Origin of the sequence: Corynebacterium mucifaciens (genome assembly GCF_012396315.1) — a bacterium.
In the GTDB taxonomy this organism is placed as follows: Bacteria; Actinomycetota; Actinomycetes; order Mycobacteriales; family Mycobacteriaceae; genus Corynebacterium; species Corynebacterium mucifaciens.
The window spans coordinates 24,862-39,505 of record NZ_JAAXPF010000004.1 but is presented as its reverse complement, the minus strand read 5'-3'; the positions used below and the strand labels follow the sequence as shown (position 1 = coordinate 39,505).

General features: G+C 67.0%; 14 protein-coding genes. 11 read left to right on the top strand and 3 right to left on the bottom strand.

The window, feature by feature from the left end:
• Positions 1–10 precede the first annotated feature (10 nt).
• Complete coding sequence (locus HF989_RS04790) at positions 11–904, top strand: tyrosine recombinase XerC (RefSeq protein WP_168684379.1); 894 nt, start codon at positions 11–13, stop codon at positions 902–904.
• Here the strand turns inward: HF989_RS04790 and HF989_RS04785 are convergent.
• Positions 867–1,493, bottom strand: coding sequence for a M23 family metallopeptidase (locus HF989_RS04785; protein WP_343033548.1), 627 nt, complete (start codon positions 1,491–1,493; stop codon positions 867–869). The two genes, HF989_RS04790 and HF989_RS04785, sit on opposite strands and share 38 nt — an antisense overlap.
• 214 nt (positions 1,494–1,707) lie before the next feature.
• On the opposite strand from HF989_RS04785, the gene rpsB reads away from it, so the two are divergent.
• From rpsB to pyrH, 3 genes are all read left to right on the top strand, one after another.
• Entirely contained in the window at positions 1,708–2,691 is a 984-nt protein-coding gene (gene rpsB / locus HF989_RS04780; protein WP_168684377.1) for a 30S ribosomal protein S2, read from the top strand.
• Positions 2,692–2,907: 216 nt separating this feature from the next.
• The gene (gene tsf, locus HF989_RS04775) at positions 2,908–3,726 is read left to right on the top strand and encodes a translation elongation factor Ts (protein ID WP_038612171.1); all 819 of its coding nucleotides are present in this window, start codon (positions 2,908–2,910) and stop codon (positions 3,724–3,726) included.
• Between the two features lie 142 nt (positions 3,727–3,868).
• Complete coding sequence (gene pyrH / locus HF989_RS04770; RefSeq protein ID WP_051952267.1) at positions 3,869–4,630, top strand: UMP kinase; 762 nt, start codon at positions 3,869–3,871, stop codon at positions 4,628–4,630.
• A gap of 8 nt (positions 4,631–4,638) precedes the next feature.
• On the opposite strand, the gene HF989_RS04765 is transcribed toward pyrH, so the two are convergent.
• Positions 4,639–5,736 (bottom strand): amidase family protein, encoded by a 1,098-nt coding sequence (locus tag HF989_RS04765; RefSeq protein WP_168684375.1) that lies wholly within the window; start codon positions 5,734–5,736, stop codon positions 4,639–4,641.
• A gap of 76 nt (positions 5,737–5,812) precedes the next feature.
• Between HF989_RS04765 and frr the strand changes: the two genes are divergently transcribed.
• Genes frr through rlmN form a run of 3 tightly spaced genes read left to right on the top strand, consistent with a single transcriptional unit; the run spans position 5,813 to position 8,457 of the window.
• Positions 5,813–6,370, top strand: coding sequence for a ribosome recycling factor (gene frr, locus HF989_RS04760; protein WP_168684373.1), 558 nt, complete (start codon positions 5,813–5,815; stop codon positions 6,368–6,370).
• Between the two features lie 12 nt (positions 6,371–6,382).
• On the top strand, positions 6,383–7,300 hold the full coding sequence (locus HF989_RS04755) for a phosphatidate cytidylyltransferase (protein ID WP_168684612.1): 918 nt from the start codon (positions 6,383–6,385) through the stop codon (positions 7,298–7,300).
• Between the two features lie 53 nt (positions 7,301–7,353).
• Positions 7,354–8,457: a dual-specificity RNA methyltransferase RlmN gene (gene rlmN, locus HF989_RS04750; RefSeq protein WP_038612160.1), complete on the top strand. Its 1,104-nt coding sequence runs from the start codon at positions 7,354–7,356 to the stop codon at positions 8,455–8,457.
• Between the two features lie 56 nt (positions 8,458–8,513).
• On the opposite strand, the gene HF989_RS04745 is transcribed toward rlmN, so the two are convergent.
• Positions 8,514–9,047 (bottom strand): DUF2631 domain-containing protein, encoded by a 534-nt coding sequence (locus HF989_RS04745; RefSeq protein ID WP_425482987.1) that lies wholly within the window; start codon positions 9,045–9,047, stop codon positions 8,514–8,516.
• A 179-nt stretch (positions 9,048–9,226) separates the two neighbouring features.
• On the opposite strand from HF989_RS04745, the gene dxr reads away from it, so the two are divergent.
• The 4 genes from dxr to HF989_RS04725 are packed head-to-tail and all read left to right on the top strand — an operon-like array spanning position 9,227 to position 14,626.
• Positions 9,227–10,402, top strand: coding sequence for a 1-deoxy-D-xylulose-5-phosphate reductoisomerase (gene dxr, locus HF989_RS04740; RefSeq protein ID WP_168684608.1), 1,176 nt, complete (start codon positions 9,227–9,229; stop codon positions 10,400–10,402).
• A 15-nt stretch (positions 10,403–10,417) separates the two neighbouring features.
• Entirely contained in the window at positions 10,418–11,626 is a 1,209-nt protein-coding gene (locus HF989_RS04735) for a site-2 protease family protein (protein ID WP_168684371.1), read from the top strand.
• 20 nt (positions 11,627–11,646) lie between these two features.
• The gene (gene ispG, locus HF989_RS04730; RefSeq protein WP_168684369.1) at positions 11,647–12,810 is read left to right on the top strand and encodes a flavodoxin-dependent (E)-4-hydroxy-3-methylbut-2-enyl-diphosphate synthase; all 1,164 of its coding nucleotides are present in this window, start codon (positions 11,647–11,649) and stop codon (positions 12,808–12,810) included.
• A 1-nt stretch (position 12,811) separates the two neighbouring features.
• Positions 12,812–14,626: a penicillin-binding transpeptidase domain-containing protein gene (locus HF989_RS04725; RefSeq protein WP_168684367.1), complete on the top strand. Its 1,815-nt coding sequence runs from the start codon at positions 12,812–12,814 to the stop codon at positions 14,624–14,626.
• Positions 14,627–14,644: the final 18 nt, after the last annotated feature.

Sequence of the window (14,644 nt, the reverse complement as noted above, 5' to 3'; positions counted from 1 at the left end):
CTGCCGTGACATGAGTGCACAGCCGGGACAGTTGCAGGCAGCGGTGGACGACTTCGCCGAATACGCCGAACTCGTCCTCGGCCGCTCACCACACACGGTCAAGGGCTACGTGGCGGATCTGCGAGGACTGAGCGACTACGCGGCGACGTTCAACGAGTTCACCCTTGACGCGCTGCGGCAGTGGCTGGCGGGTGCCCTCGCGGCAGGCAAGAGCCGGGCGACACTCGCTCGGCGCACCGCAGCCGCCAGGGCCTTTTCTGCCTGGGCCTACCGCCAGGGCTACATCGAAAGCGACGCCGCAGCCCGGTTGAAGGCCCCCAAAGTCAACCGCCCTTTGCCCACAGTGGTGCAAGGGGAGCGTGCCGCAGAGCTCGTGGAGGTGCCCCAGGACGACGGGGCTCATCCGGCGGAGCACCTGCGCGACCGGGCAATGCTTGAGTTGTTGTACGCCACGGGCATGCGCGTCGGCGAGCTCACCGGGCTCGACATCGGTGACGTCGACCTCGCCCGGGGGCTCGCCCACGTGACCGGCAAGGGCAACAAGCAGCGCGTCGTGCCCTTCGGCAACGAGGCCTCGGCGGCCGTTGCGGCATGGCTGGAGTCTGGCCGCGACGAGCTCGCCGGTGACACCCCCGCAATGTTTGTCGGCACCCGCGGCGGGCGCGTCGACCAGCGCCAGGTCCGGCGGGTGGTTGAGCGCGCCGGGCGCGGCGCGGGCGTGGAGCACGTCGGCCCGCACACGTTGCGCCATACAGCGGCGACCCACATGCTCGAGGGCGGTGCCGACCTGCGCGTGGTGCAGGAGATGCTCGGGCACACCAGCTTGCAGACCACGCAGATTTACACGCACGTCTCCGCGCAGCGACTCAAGCGAATCTACGACCAGGCGCACCCTCGCGCGTAGGTGACGCAGGAGAACCGTCGAGCGGCTTGAGCCGTATGCGCGGCGGCTGCAGCAACGTCAGCGGGTCAATGTAGGTGTCCTTGCCGGTTCGTGCGCCCCAGTGCAGGCCATCGTGCGCCCCGGAGAACGTTGTGGGTGCCCGGGTGAGCGTGCCCACGGGCTGCCCTTCGCGCACTGCATCGCCTGGGGCAAGATCCGAGCGGACAGGCTGGTAGGTGGTGCGGATCCCGCCGGCGTGGTCAATGGCGAGGACGGGCGTGCCAGCCACCGAGCCGACAAACGCGACAACGCCGTCACCCGCCGCGAGCACCGGCTGGCCAGCGCGCAATGGTAGGTCGACGCCCCGGTGGCCGGGCTTCCAGTTCTGGTCCGGTATGTCCGCGGGACGGCTCACCCCGCTCGAGTGCGCGGTGCCGGCGACCGGGTCAACCCACGCGGCGGCAGGTGCGGCGGTGAGCAGGAACAGGGCGGTGGTGGACCGGAGGATCGTCGATAGTCGCATGCTGCGATCAGACCACTTCACCGCTGCAGTGAGAAGGGGCGCAAGCGGTTCTGTGGATAACGCCTCGGCCGCGGCGGGGTTATCCACATGAAGACGCAGATGAGATTAGGTTTTGCTGGGAAAGCCAGGTAGGGTTGCACCGGCAGCTTTTCTGGGCTGACAACGCGCGCCGGATCATGCCTGCTCAGCGACGGTCCCTCTCACAGGGTGCGGGGCGAGCACGGTGCTAGGGCGCGGGATAAAAACCCGCGCGTGAGACTTGCAAGATAACCGAACTATTTTCTCCGAAGGAGATAGAACCATGGCAGTTGTAACCATGAGTGAACTCCTCGACGCTGGTGTGCACTTCGGCCACCAGACGCGTCGCTGGAACCCGAAGATGCGCCGCTTCATCTTCACCGACCGTAACGGCATCTACATCATCGACCTGCAGCAGACGCTGACCTACATCGATGAGGCCTACGAGTTTGTCAAGGAAACCGTCGCTCACGGCGGCACCATCCTGTTCGTCGGCACCAAGAAGCAGGCACAGGAGCCGATCCAGGAAGAGGCGCAGCGCGTCGGCATGCCGTACGTGACGCACCGCTGGCTGGGCGGCATGCTCACCAACTTCCAGACTGTGTCCAAACGCATTGGCCGCATGAAGGAACTGCAGGCGATGGACGCGGCCGAGGACGGCTACGCGGGCCGTGGCAAGAAGGAAGTCCTCATGCTCACCCGCGAGCGCATCAAGCTCGAGCGTGTGCTGGGCGGCATCGCCGACATGACCAAGGCGCCGTCCGCGCTGTGGATCGTGGACACCAACAAGGAGCACATCGCGGTCTCCGAGGCGCAGAAGCTGCGCATCCCTGTCGTGGCCGTGCTGGACACCAACTGCGACCCGGACGTTGTGGACTTCCCGATCCCGGGCAACGACGACGCTATCGGCGCAGTGAAGTTGCTCACCCGCATCGTGGGCGAGGCTGTTGTCGCAGGTAAGCAGCAGCGCGAGGAGCGCCAGCTCGCTTCCGCTCGCGACGCCGCCGGCGACACCGACGCGAAGCGCCAGGCTGAGGCCTCTGAGGCTGCCGCTCAGGCCGCCGCATCCGACGACGTGTCCGCCGCCGACGCTGCGAAGGCTGCCGCCGCCGCAGAGACCGCCGCTCCGCAGGAGGTCGCCGAGGTTGAGCAGCCGGCAGCTGTGCGCGCCGCTGAGCAGGCGAACGAGGCTGAGGCCGCCAACCAGACCGGCAAGGTCGACGAGGGCATCCAGATCTCTGGCACCGAGTCCGCCACCCAGGCGTAGGCCACGCAGTACGGATCCTTTGATCTGAACCCTCGCGCACCCCGTGTTCGCCAGTGCCTGCCGGTCCGACCGGTGGGGCACATGGCGGGCGCGGGGTGTTTCGCGTGTGAAGGCGCCCTAAACCGTGCGCCAGCCGTGCCGCCGTGGAAAACGTCGGCTACGCTATTAACGGTTATTCATCTTTACGCAACACTTCTATGAGGAGGATCGCCCACTATGGCGAACTACACTGCTGCTGACGTCAAGAAGCTCCGCGAGACCACCGGCTCCGGCATGCTCGACTGCAAGAAGGCACTCGAAGAGACCGACGGCGACTTTGACAAGGCCGTTGAGAACCTCCGCATCAAGGGTGCAAAGGACGTGGGCAAGCGCGCGGAGCGCAACGCCCTCGAGGGCCTGGTTGCCGTCTCCGGCAACACCATCGTTGAGATCAACTCCGAGACCGACTTCGTGGCCAAGAACCAGGAGTTCAAGGACATCGCCGCCCAGATCGCGGACGCAGCAGCCGCTGTGAAGGCGAACTCTCCGGAGGAGCTGGCCAACGCGGATGTCAACGGCGAGACCGCCCACGACGTGCTGGAGCGCCTCTCCGCCAAGATCGGCGAGAAGCTGGAGCTGCGCCGCGCCGCTACCGTCGAGGGCGAGAAGGTTGAGCCCTACCTGCACCAGAAGGCTGCAGACCTGCCGCCGGCTGTCGGCGTCCTGGTTGCCTACACCGGCGACAACGCCGAGGCTGCCCACCAGGTTGCTCTTCAGATCGCCGCGATGAAGGCTCGCTACCTCAACAAGGAGGCCGTGCCGGCCGACGTTGTTGAGAAGGAGCGCGCGGTCCAGGAAGAGATCACCCGCAACGAGGGCAAGCCGGAGGCTGCCATCGCCAAGATCGTTGAGGGCCGCATGGGCGGCTTCTTCAAGGACGTTGTGCTGCTGGATCAGCCGTCCCTGTCCGACTCCAAGAAGACCGTGCAGCAGTACGCCGAGGAGAACGGCATCGAGATCACCGACTTCGTCCGCTACGAGGTTGGCCAGGCGTAAGCGTCTGTAATCCTTTCGACGCCCCGTACCCCCACCGCCCTCAACGGGTGGCTGGCCGGGTACGGGGTTTCGTCGTGAGGCACGCGCCACCCGAGCGCGGTTCGGTGCCGGTGCATGCGCGGGGCTACTATCGTCTGCGAACATGTCCACACCCCGCCGCGCAAAGGAGCGATTCTCGGTGACTGACCTCAATCCCACCCGCACAGGTTTCAAGCGAGTGATGCTGAAGCTGGGCGGTGAAATGTTCGGCGGAGGCAAGGTCGGCATCGACCCGGACGTGGTGGAGTCCGTCGCGCGACAGATTGCGGAGGTCGCGCGCGGGGGCACCGAGGTCGCCGTCGTCATCGGCGGCGGCAACTTCTTCCGCGGTGCCGAGCTGCAGCAGCGCGGCATGGACCGCGCCCGCTCCGACTACATGGGCATGCTGGGCACGGTCATGAACTGCCTTGCGCTGCAGGACTTCTTGCAGCAGATGGGTGTGGACTGCCGCGTGCAGACCGCTATCAACATGGCGCAGATTGCAGAGCCGTACTTGCCGCTTCGCGCGGCGCGCCACCTGGAGAAGGGGCGCGTGGTGATCTTCGGCGCTGGTATGGGCATGCCGTACTTCTCCACCGACACCACCGCGGCGCAGCGCGCGCTCGAGATCGGCTGCGAGGTGCTGCTGATGGCCAAGGCGGTCGACGGCGTCTTCGATTCCGACCCGCGCGAAAACCCGGACGCGGAGCTCTTTTCCGAGATCTCGCCGCGGGAGGTCATCGAGCGGGGGCTGAAGGTTGCAGATGCGACTGCCTTCAGCCTCTGCATGGACAACAACATGCCGATCCTCGTGTTCAACCTCTTGGAAGAGGGCAACATCGCGCGCGCCGTCTCGGGCGAGCAGGTGGGCACGCTCGTCGCGTAACCCGCCGCTTAGCGGCTCACCTCGCGCTCAAGGAGTGCTTCCGCCTCCTGCGCGAGGCGAAGCAGTTCCGGCCCCGTGAGCCGTAGGCTGCCCAGGTGCACGCCGCCAAGCGCGATCGCCGGGGTGCCTAACACATTGAACACGGAGCACCACGGCGACCAGTGGGTCTGCGCGTGGAAACTCTCCTCGGGGGCAAGGGCCGGGAAATAGCCGAGGGGCGGGGGATCGTAGGCGACGGTGGGGGAGAGCACAGCATCAACATTCCATTGCCGCGCAACGATGCCCGGAAGTGCGCGGGCGTGCGCTTTCGCAGCATCCACCTGCTCGGTCTCGAGCCGCTGGGCCTGCCGCACCAGCCACTCGATGTAGACGCTGTCCAGCGGGTTCACGTCCCGGAACGCATGCGTGATCAAGGTGGTGAAGTGCGCGTAGGTGGCCCCAGACTCCGCGTACGGGCCAATCTCCACCACCTCGTGCGTGCGGCCCAATAGCGCCGCGAGCTTCTCGACGTCAGCTCCGCGCCGCTGCGCCACCTCGGGGTCGGCGAACACACCCTTGGTGAGCACGCCGATCCGCAACCGGCGACCGGCTGGCGGCTCCCACCCAGTGAGCGTGCACAGGTCCGCCACATTGCGGGAAAGGAAGCCGTGCGCGGGCAGCTCGCGGCTGGCCAGCTTCAGCCCCGTCACGCCGCACGCCGCCGCGGGCACGCGGATCGAGCCGCCGGCGTCCGTGCCGTGCGCGGCGCGCGAGATCCCGTCCGCGACCACTACTGCCGCGCCAGCAGAGGATCCGCCAGGCGTGCGGCCGGGGAAGGCGGGGGACTCCAACACCGGCACGCCGGGGCGCTCCGCGTAGCAGGTTGCGCCGAGCTCGGAGGTCAGCGTTTTGGCGTCGATAATTGCCCCCGCGTTGAGGAGCTTCAGCACGAACGGGTCCGTCTCGCGCGCGACGTAGGCGCGGGCCGGGTTGCCGTTCGTCGTGGGCATGCCCGCGACATCGGTGCCATCTTTGACGGGGATGTGCCAGCCGGTCAGCCGCCCGCCGGGCGGGCCCGCCAGCACAGCGCCGGGGTGGGCGACGTACGTGAAGGCTGGGTGCGGCATGGCGACAGTCTAGGCAGGCGCGCAGCGCTGGTAAGTTAAGGGGGACGCAAACCCGAGAAGCGATAGGGGTAGACCCATGATTGATGACGTTTTGCTGGATGCTGAAGAGCGCATGACCTCCTCCGTCGAGCACACCCGAGATGAGCTGGCCAGCATCCGCACCGGCCGTGCGAACCCGGCAATGTTCAACGGCGTGATGGCGGACTTCTACGGTGCCCGGACGCCGATCAACCAGATGGCCACCATTTCGGTGCCGGAGCCGCGCATGCTCCTGATCAAGCCCTACGACATGTCCACCATGGGCGAAATTGAAAACGCGATCCGCAACTCCGATCTCGGCGTCAACCCGACGGATGACGGCCAGGTGATCCGCGTGACCGTTCCGCAGCTCACCGAGGAGCGCCGCAAGGACCTGGTCAAGCAGGCGAAGCAGAAGGGCGAGGACGGCAAGATTGCCATCCGCAACGTCCGCCGCCAGGGCATGGAAGCGCTGAAGAAAATTCAGAAGGACGGCGACGCGGGCGAGGACGAGGTCAACACCGCAGAAAAGGCCCTGGACAAGACCACCCAGGGGTACGTCGCTCAGATCGACGAGATTGTGCAGCGCAAGGAAAACGAGCTGCTGGAGGTCTAGGCCGACGTGTCCCTGCCGCGAACGCACACCACGCACGGTGCCGAGGCCGCGCCCAGCCGCTGGCCCACGCGTGCACCGAGGCCGAAGAACAAGGCCGGGCGCAACCTGTCGGCGGCAATTGCCACAGGGGTGGTGCTCGGCGCGCTGGTGATCGCGGCGGTGTGGATCGGGCCGGTGGCTTGGTACCCGCTTGTCGCCGTGGCGGTCGCGTTGGCGATGTGGGAGGTCATGACACGGCTGCGCGAGGCCGGCTACATCCAGCCCCGCACGCTGCTGATCATCCTCGGCCAGGCCATGCTCTGGTTGTCGGTGCCGTACGGCACGTCCGGCCTCGTCGCCGGGTTCGCCTTCACCGTGCTGGTGGTGATGTTCTGGGGCATGTTCCACAGGGGGCGCCACAGCCAGCCAGAGAATTATCTGCGGGACACCGCGGTGGCGATTTTCGTGCTGGCCTGGATCCCGCTCTTCGGCACCTTCGCTGCCATGATCTCCGGGATCACCGAAGCAGGCGTGGATGGCTCGGCCTATATCATCGCGTTCATGCTCTGCGTGGTGGCCAACGACGTCGGCGGGTACGCCGCGGGCGTGATGTTCGGCTCCCACCCGATGGCGCCCGCGGTCAGCCCGAACAAGTCGTGGGAGGGGTTCGCGGGCTCGCTCGTCGCCGGCATCATCACCGGCGTGCTCGTGGTGGCGCTGCTCATCCACGGGCCGTGGTGGATGGGCATCGTGCTTGGTGTTGCCCTGGTCATCTGCGCGACAATGGGCGACTTGGTGGAAAGCCAGTTCAAGCGTGAGCTGGGTATCAAGGACATGTCTCACCTCCTGCCCGGCCACGGGGGAATCATGGACCGCCTCGACGGCATGCTTCCGGCCGCCGCGGCGACGTACATCCTGCTCACCACCATCTCGCTGATGAACGGCGCGTAGGCGGCCCGCAAGATTCGTACTCGGCGCTCTAACGTGCAAAGATGGGGCGCACTATGAGCGATTTCCCCCACATTCAGCTGCTCGCGCCGAAGCGCGGCATGCCGCCGAAGCACTTCGCGGACCTGAGCAAAGACGAGCGCATCGAGGCGCTGCAGGAGCTGGGCCTGCCCAAGTTCCGCGCCGACCAGATCGCGCGGCACTACTACGGCAAGTTTGAGGCGGACCCGTTGACCATGACGGATCTGCCCGAGGCGCAACGCCAGGCGGTCAAGGACGCGCTGTTTCCAACGCTGCTCACCCCCGTGCGCACTGTGGAGACCGATGAGGGCGACACGACCAAGACGCTGTGGCGGCTTCACGACGGCATTCTGCTGGAATCCGTCCTGATGCGCTACCCCGGCCGCGCCACGTTGTGCATTTCCTCCCAGGCAGGGTGCGGTATGGCGTGCCCGTTTTGCGCCACCGGCCAGGGCGGCCTAGACCGCAACCTTTCCACGGCCGAAATCGTGGACCAGGTCCGTGCGGCCGCGGCCATGATGCAGGCCGAGGGCTCGCGGTTGTCCAACATCGTGTTCATGGGCATGGGGGAGCCGCTGGCCAATTACAAGCGCGTGGTCTCTGCCGTGCGCCAGATTACCCAGCCGGCCCCGGACGGCTTTGGCATCTCCCAGCGCAACGTCACCGTCTCCACGGTGGGGCTGGCCCCGCAGATCCGCATGCTCGCGGACGAGGGCCTGTCGTGCACCCTAGCCGTCAGCCTGCACACGCCTGACGACGAGCTCCGTGACGAGCTGGTTCCCATGAACAACCGCTTTGCCGTCGCCGAGGTCCTCGACGCCGCCCGGTACTACGCCGACCAGACCGGCCGTCGCGTCTCCATCGAGTACGCGCTGATCAGGGACATGAACGACCAGGATTTCCGTGCGGACATGCTGGGCAAGAAGCTGCACGCCGCGCTCGGCTCGCGCGTGCATGTGAACGTGATCCCGCTCAACCCCACCCCGGGGTCCAAGTGGGACGCGTCGCCAAAGGCGCGGCAGGACGAGTTCGTCCGCCGAGTGGCCGCGCAGGGCGTGCCGTGCACCGTGCGCGATACGAAGGGCCAAGAGATCGCGGCCGCGTGCGGCCAGCTCGCCGCGGACGAGAAGGCAAGCTAGCCGGATACGAGAAAACCGCCAGCCGGGTGGCTGGCGGTTACGTCGTCGATACGCAGCTAGATGCGCGAGTGCTTGCCGCGGGGCTCCACGGTGACGACCTCCACATCCTCGCGCTCGGTCGGCGCGGCAACCGGGCGGGAAACGGAACCCTCGACCGCGCGCTCCTCGCCGCGTGCCGGACGCAGGTGCGCAACGCGGGACGGCTCGATGTTCAGGGCGCGGAGCTGGGAATCGGTGAGGTTCTCGTACACATCGCCGGACAGGGAGGCTTGGTTGTAGATCCAGTCGGGTTCCTGGTGGCCCACCGGCTTGTTGTGGGCGGTGACGGTGCGGACCTGGTTGAGCTTGGGCTTGGTCGCCTGCAGGATCAGGCCGAGGGCGATCAGCACGGCAAGCACGACAAGCCAGATGGTCTCAACGTGGCCCTCGTGGTTGCCAAAGTTGTAGGCAACGAGGAACAGCACGGAGATCCAACCGGCGATCTGGATGGTGCGGTCGGTGAACGCGCTCCAGCCGAAGCGTGCGGACGGAACGTCCGCCTCGGAAACACCGTTGTACACCTGGGGTGCGTTGTCCTTCGCGTGGGCCACTGGAATGCTCCTTCAAAGCGTGGTTGGCGGTTGGCAAAATTGGCAAAAACTGTCAGCGCCCATCATCTCACACCACAGGTGCGGACGGTGACACCTCACCCCCATTGTGTTCAAACTTTCGCACCACCGCTCGCGCGGTGACTGCCGCGTGGTGCCGGACGGCGGCGGTGCGTGCAACAATATGGCGCGTGAAGAATGTAGTGATCCTGGGCTCGACCGGTTCCATAGGCACGCAGGCGATTGAGGTGATCCGCGGCCACCGCGACCAATTCAACGTGGTGGGGATTGCCAGTGGGGGGTCGAACCCCGAGCTGACGGTCCAGCAAGCCCGCGAGTTCGGCGTGAGCGCGGACTGCGTCGCCGTGCGTGATGCGGAGGCGGCCAAGGAGGTGTCCGAAGCACTCGGCGGTCCCGTTATCACCGGCGAGACCTGTGCTGCCGAGCTGGTGGAAGTATCCCAGCCGGACCTTGTGCTCAACGCGCTCGTCGGATCCTCCGCTGGCTTGCCCGCAACGCTGGCCGCGCTGAAGTCCGGAGCGGCCCTTGCCTTGGCAAACAAAGAGTCGCTGGTCGCCGGTGGCCGCTTCGTGCTGCAGGCCGCGCGCCCGGGCCAGATCGTGCCCGTGGATTCGGAGCATTCCGCGATGGCGCAAGCGCTGCGCGCGGGCAGCCGCGGCGAGGTGGAGCGCTTCGTGCTCACCGCCTCCGGCGGCCCGTTCCGCGGCAAGACCCGCGCCGAGCTGATGGACGTCACCTACGAGCAGGCCGTGGCCCACCCGACGTGGGCGATGGGGATGATGAACTCGTTGAACTCCGCGACGATGGTGAACAAGGGCCTGGAGCTCATCGAGGCGTCACTGCTGTTCGACGTGGAGCCGGACAAGATCGACGTGACGGTCCACCCGCAATCCATCGTGCACTCGATGGTCACCTTCGCGGACGGCGCCACTATTGCGCAGGCATCCCCGCCCTCGATGAAGCTCCCAATTTCGCACGCGCTGAATTGGCCGCACCGCATCCCGGGCGCGCAGCCCGCGCTGGACTTCTCCCAGGCGTCGGAGTGGACCTTTGAGCCGCTGGACGACGACGCGTTCCCGGCCGTGAAGCTGGCCCGCCACGCGGCGCAGGAGGGGGACCCGTACCCCGCCATTTACAACGCGGCCAACGAGGTAGCCGTCGACGCGTTCGTGGGCGGGCGCGTGAGATTCCCCGAGATCGTGGACATCGTCGCCGAGGTGTTAGACGGCGCCAGCGACTTCGCGGAGGCCCCGGCTGACGTGCAGTCCGTGATCCGCACTGAGGACCGCGCCCGCGAACGTGCGAGGGCCGCGGTTGCCCGCGTCGCCGGCGCATAGCGGCGGAAGGCTCTTGTGAGTGCTCTAGGCATTATTGGCTTCGCGCTTGCGATCGCCCTGTCGATCGCGCTGCACGAAGCCGGGCACATGTTCACCGCCCGCGCCTTCAACATGCGCGTGCGGCGCTACTTCATCGGTTTCGGCCCCGCCGTGTGGTCCACCACGAAAGGTGACACGGAGTACGGCATCGCGGCCCTGCCGTTCGGCGGGTTCTGCGACATCGCGGGAATGACCGCGATGGATCCGCTCACGCCGGAGGAGGCGCCCCACGCCATGGTGAACAAACCGGCGTGGCAGCGCGTGGCTGTGCTCGCCGGCGGCATCGCGATGAATCTGCTCATCGGCGTTGTCATCACGTACTTCGTCGCGGTCTTCTCCGGCATCCCGAACCCGGACGCCGACTTCACCCCGCGCGTCGGCCAAACCGTCTGCGTGGCGGACCAGGTGGACACAGACACCCTCGGGGAGTGCGCGGGCGAGGGCCCCGCCGGCCAGGCGGGTGTGCGCCCGGGGGACACGCTCGTGGCAATCAACGGGCGGGAGGTTGAGCAGTTTGGGGATCTGCGGGACGCCGTCGCCAAGCAGCCCGGCGAAACCGTGGAGCTGGAGGTCCTGCGCGACGACGAAACGCTCACCCTGGACGTCCCAGTGGAGGGGGTGCAGCGCATCGACCCTGCGACCGGGCAACACGTCACTGTTGGCGCGGTGGGCATTGTCGCGGCGCCGGTGGTGGATGCCGTGAAGCAGTACGGCCCGCTCGAGGCTGTGCCCGCCACGGCGCGGTTTGCGTGGCAGATGCTGGAGGCGACCGTCGACGGCATCGTGGCGTTTCCCGGCAAGATCCCGGGCGTGGTCGCTTCAATCTTCGGCGCCGAGCGCGACATCGAAGGCCCCATCAGCGTGATCGGGGCATCACGCACCGGCGGCGAGCTGGCAGAGCAGAACATGTGGTCAGCGTTCTGGATGCTGCTGGCCAGCCTGAACTTCTTCCTCGCGCTGTTTAACTTGGTGCCCCTACCGCCGCTGGATGGCGGCCACATTGCGGTGGTGCTCTACGAGAAGGTGCGCGACGCTGTACGACGCCTTCGGGGGCTCGGCCCAGGCGCTCCCGCCAACTACGAAAAGCTTATGCCGTTGACCTACGCCATGGCCGCGCTGATGCTCGGCGTTGGTGTGCTGGTGATGGCTGCTGACGTGGTCAACCCCGTCCGAATATTTGGTTGACGGTGCTAGAGTTAGCCACCATGAACACCCCCATCGGATTAGGTATGCCAGAGGGCCCGGCACCGACCTTGGCGCCGCGCCGCAAAACCCGTCAGCTGATGGTGGGCGATGTCGGCGTGGGCTCCGACCACCCGATTTCAGTGCAGTCGATGACCACCACTAAAACGCACGACATCAACGCCACACTGCAGCAGATCGCGCAGCTGACAACCGCGGGCTGCGACATCGTCCGCGTGGCGTGCCCGAAGACGGTGGACGCGGAGGCGCTGCCTGCAATCGCCGCGAAGTCGCCGATCCCGGTGATCGCGGACATCCACTTCCAGCCGAAGTACATCTTCGCGGCTATCGACGCAGGCTGTGCCGCGGTGCGCGTGAACCCGGGCAACATCAAGGAGTTCGACGGCCGCGTGAAGGAGGTCGCGCAGGCGGCCGGCGACGCGGGCATCCCGATCCGCATCGGCGTCAACGGCGGCTCCCTGGATCCGCGGCTGCTGGAGAAGTACGGCAAGGCCACCCCGGAGGCACTGGTGGAGTCCGCGATCTACGAGGCCGGGCTGTTTGAAGAGCACGGTTTCGGCGACATCGCGATCTCTGTGAAGCACTCCGACCCGGTGCTCATGGTGGAGGCGTACCGCCAGCTGGCGGAGAAGACGGATTACCCGCTGCACCTCGGCGTGACCGAGGCTGGCCCGAAGTTCATGGGCACCATCAAGTCCTCCGTCGCGTTCGGCGCACTGCTTTCGCAGGGAATCGGCGACACCATCCGCGTGTCCCTGTCCGCGGACCCGGTCGAGGAAATCAAGGTCGGCGACCAGATCCTGCAATCGCTCAACTTGCGTCCCCGTAAGCTCGAGATCGTCTCCTGCCCGTCTTGCGGCCGTGCGCAGGTGGACGTGTACAAGCTGGCCGAGGAAGTCACCGCAGGCCTCGACGGGATGGAATTCCCGCTGCGCGTCGCCGTGATGGGGTGTGTGGTTAACGGCCCGGGTGAGGCGCGCGACGCCGACCTGGGCGTGGCGTCCGGCAACGGCAAGGGCCAGATCTTTGTCAAGGGCGAGGTTGTAGAAACCGTGCCGGAGTCCAAGATCGTGGAGACGCTGATCGACTACGCGCACCGGATTGCCGAGGAAGAGGGCCTCGAGGAGGTCGCGGGGGCGAAGGCCGAGGTCAAGGTCACCCGCTAGCATGCTCCGTCGCAGTGTGGCGGGGGTTGTGGCGGTTGCACTCGGGGCGGTACTGGGCAGTTGCACTCCGCGCCCCAATGACGCGGAGCCAGCCGCTGAATCCTTTCTGGGCGCGTTAGAGAAACGCGAGGTTAACGCGTCGCTCGTCGATAATGCGGGGGCTGCCGAGTCTTCCCTGCACGACACGTGGGACGGCCTCCAGGCGGAGGGCCTGAGCGCGTCCCTCCTGGGTGTTACCCAGGACGGCAACGTAGCCACCGCGTCCTACGAGCTGCGCTGGGACCTCCCGCGCGAGCGGGACCTGACCTACACGGCGCAAATGACGCTGACCCAAAGCGGTGACGCGTGGAACGTGCGTTGGCAGCCTTCGATGCTCCACCCGCGCCTCGGGGCGAACCAGCACCTAGAACTGCGTTCGGTCGCGCCCGAGCAGGCGAGCGTGGTCTCAAGCGACGGGGTGGAGCTGCTCAGGCCCGGCACCGCGCACCGCGTGTTGGTGGATACCGACACCATGCGCTCGGCGCGCTCCGCGGCGTCCGCGATCAGCGCGGCACTGGCCGCGGCACACGAGACGGATCGGGGCGTCCCCCTGCGCGACCCGGACGGCCTGGCCAACGAGCTGTCCGCGGCGACCGGGACGTACTCGGTGGCCGTGGTCCCCGCGCCTGCGCGCGACGCGTTTGAGTCTGCGCTTGCTGGCGAACCGGGCGTGCGGCTCAACGAGGAAGCCGCGATGGTGAATACGGAACCGGATTTCGCCCCGGACATCATGGCTCGCGTGGGGGAGCTGGTCCGCGACGACCTCGAGGGCGATGCCGGGTGGAGCGTCGATGTGGTCAACGAAAACGGCGCGTCCTACGAGGAAGTCAAACGCGTCGACGCGGCTCCCGCGCCAGCCGTCCACATCAGCCTCGACCATCGGGTGCAGCGCGCCGCCGAGGACGCGCTCGAGCCAGTGGCCGGGCAGCAAGCCATGATTGTGGCTCTCCGCCCATCGACGGGCGGGATCCTCGCGATTGCGCAGACGCCTGCGGCAGACGCCGAGGGCAACCTGGCCACCATGGGCCAATACCCCCCGGGGTCCACGTTTAAGATCCTCACCGCTTTTGCGGCGCTGACGAAGCAGGGCCTTGAGCCCGCCTCGGCGGTGCCGTGCCCTGGGGCCATGAATATCTACGGCCGCACCGTGACAAACTACGCGGGGTTCAGCCTCGGCACAGTGCCGCTGGAAACGGCGTTCGCGCGCTCGTGCAACACCACCTTTGCGGACATTTCGACGAAACTGGCGCCGGGTGAGCTGAACGCGCTGGGCAAACAGTTCGGCCTTGGCCTGGATATGCAGATCCCCGGTGTGGAGACGATCACGGGCTCCATTCCGGAGGGGGAGGAACCCCTTGACCGCACTGAGGCCGGGTACGGCCAGGGCCTGGACTTGGCCAGCCCGTTCGGCATGGCCCTGGTCTCCGCCACCGCGGCGCGGGGTTCGTTGCCGGAGCCGTACCTGGTGGAGGGCGAGGAAACCCGGGTCAATGAGACACCGGCGCCAGTGGACGCGAAGGCTATCGGCGAGCTCCGCCAACTCATGGCCGCCGTGACCGCGCCCGGCGGCACCGCGGGAGGTATGAGTGCCAGCGGCGACATCCGCGGCAAAACCGGCGAGGCGGAAATCAACGGCGGGTCGCACGCGTGGTTCACCGGATACAGGGCGGACGACGACATCGCCTTCGCTACCTTGGTGGTGCTCGGCGGCGGCTCGGAAGCCGCGGTCGCGGTCACTGACCGGATGCTGGTCAACCTGGGCTCGCCAAACGAATAGACCTCTTCCGTGCGCTTT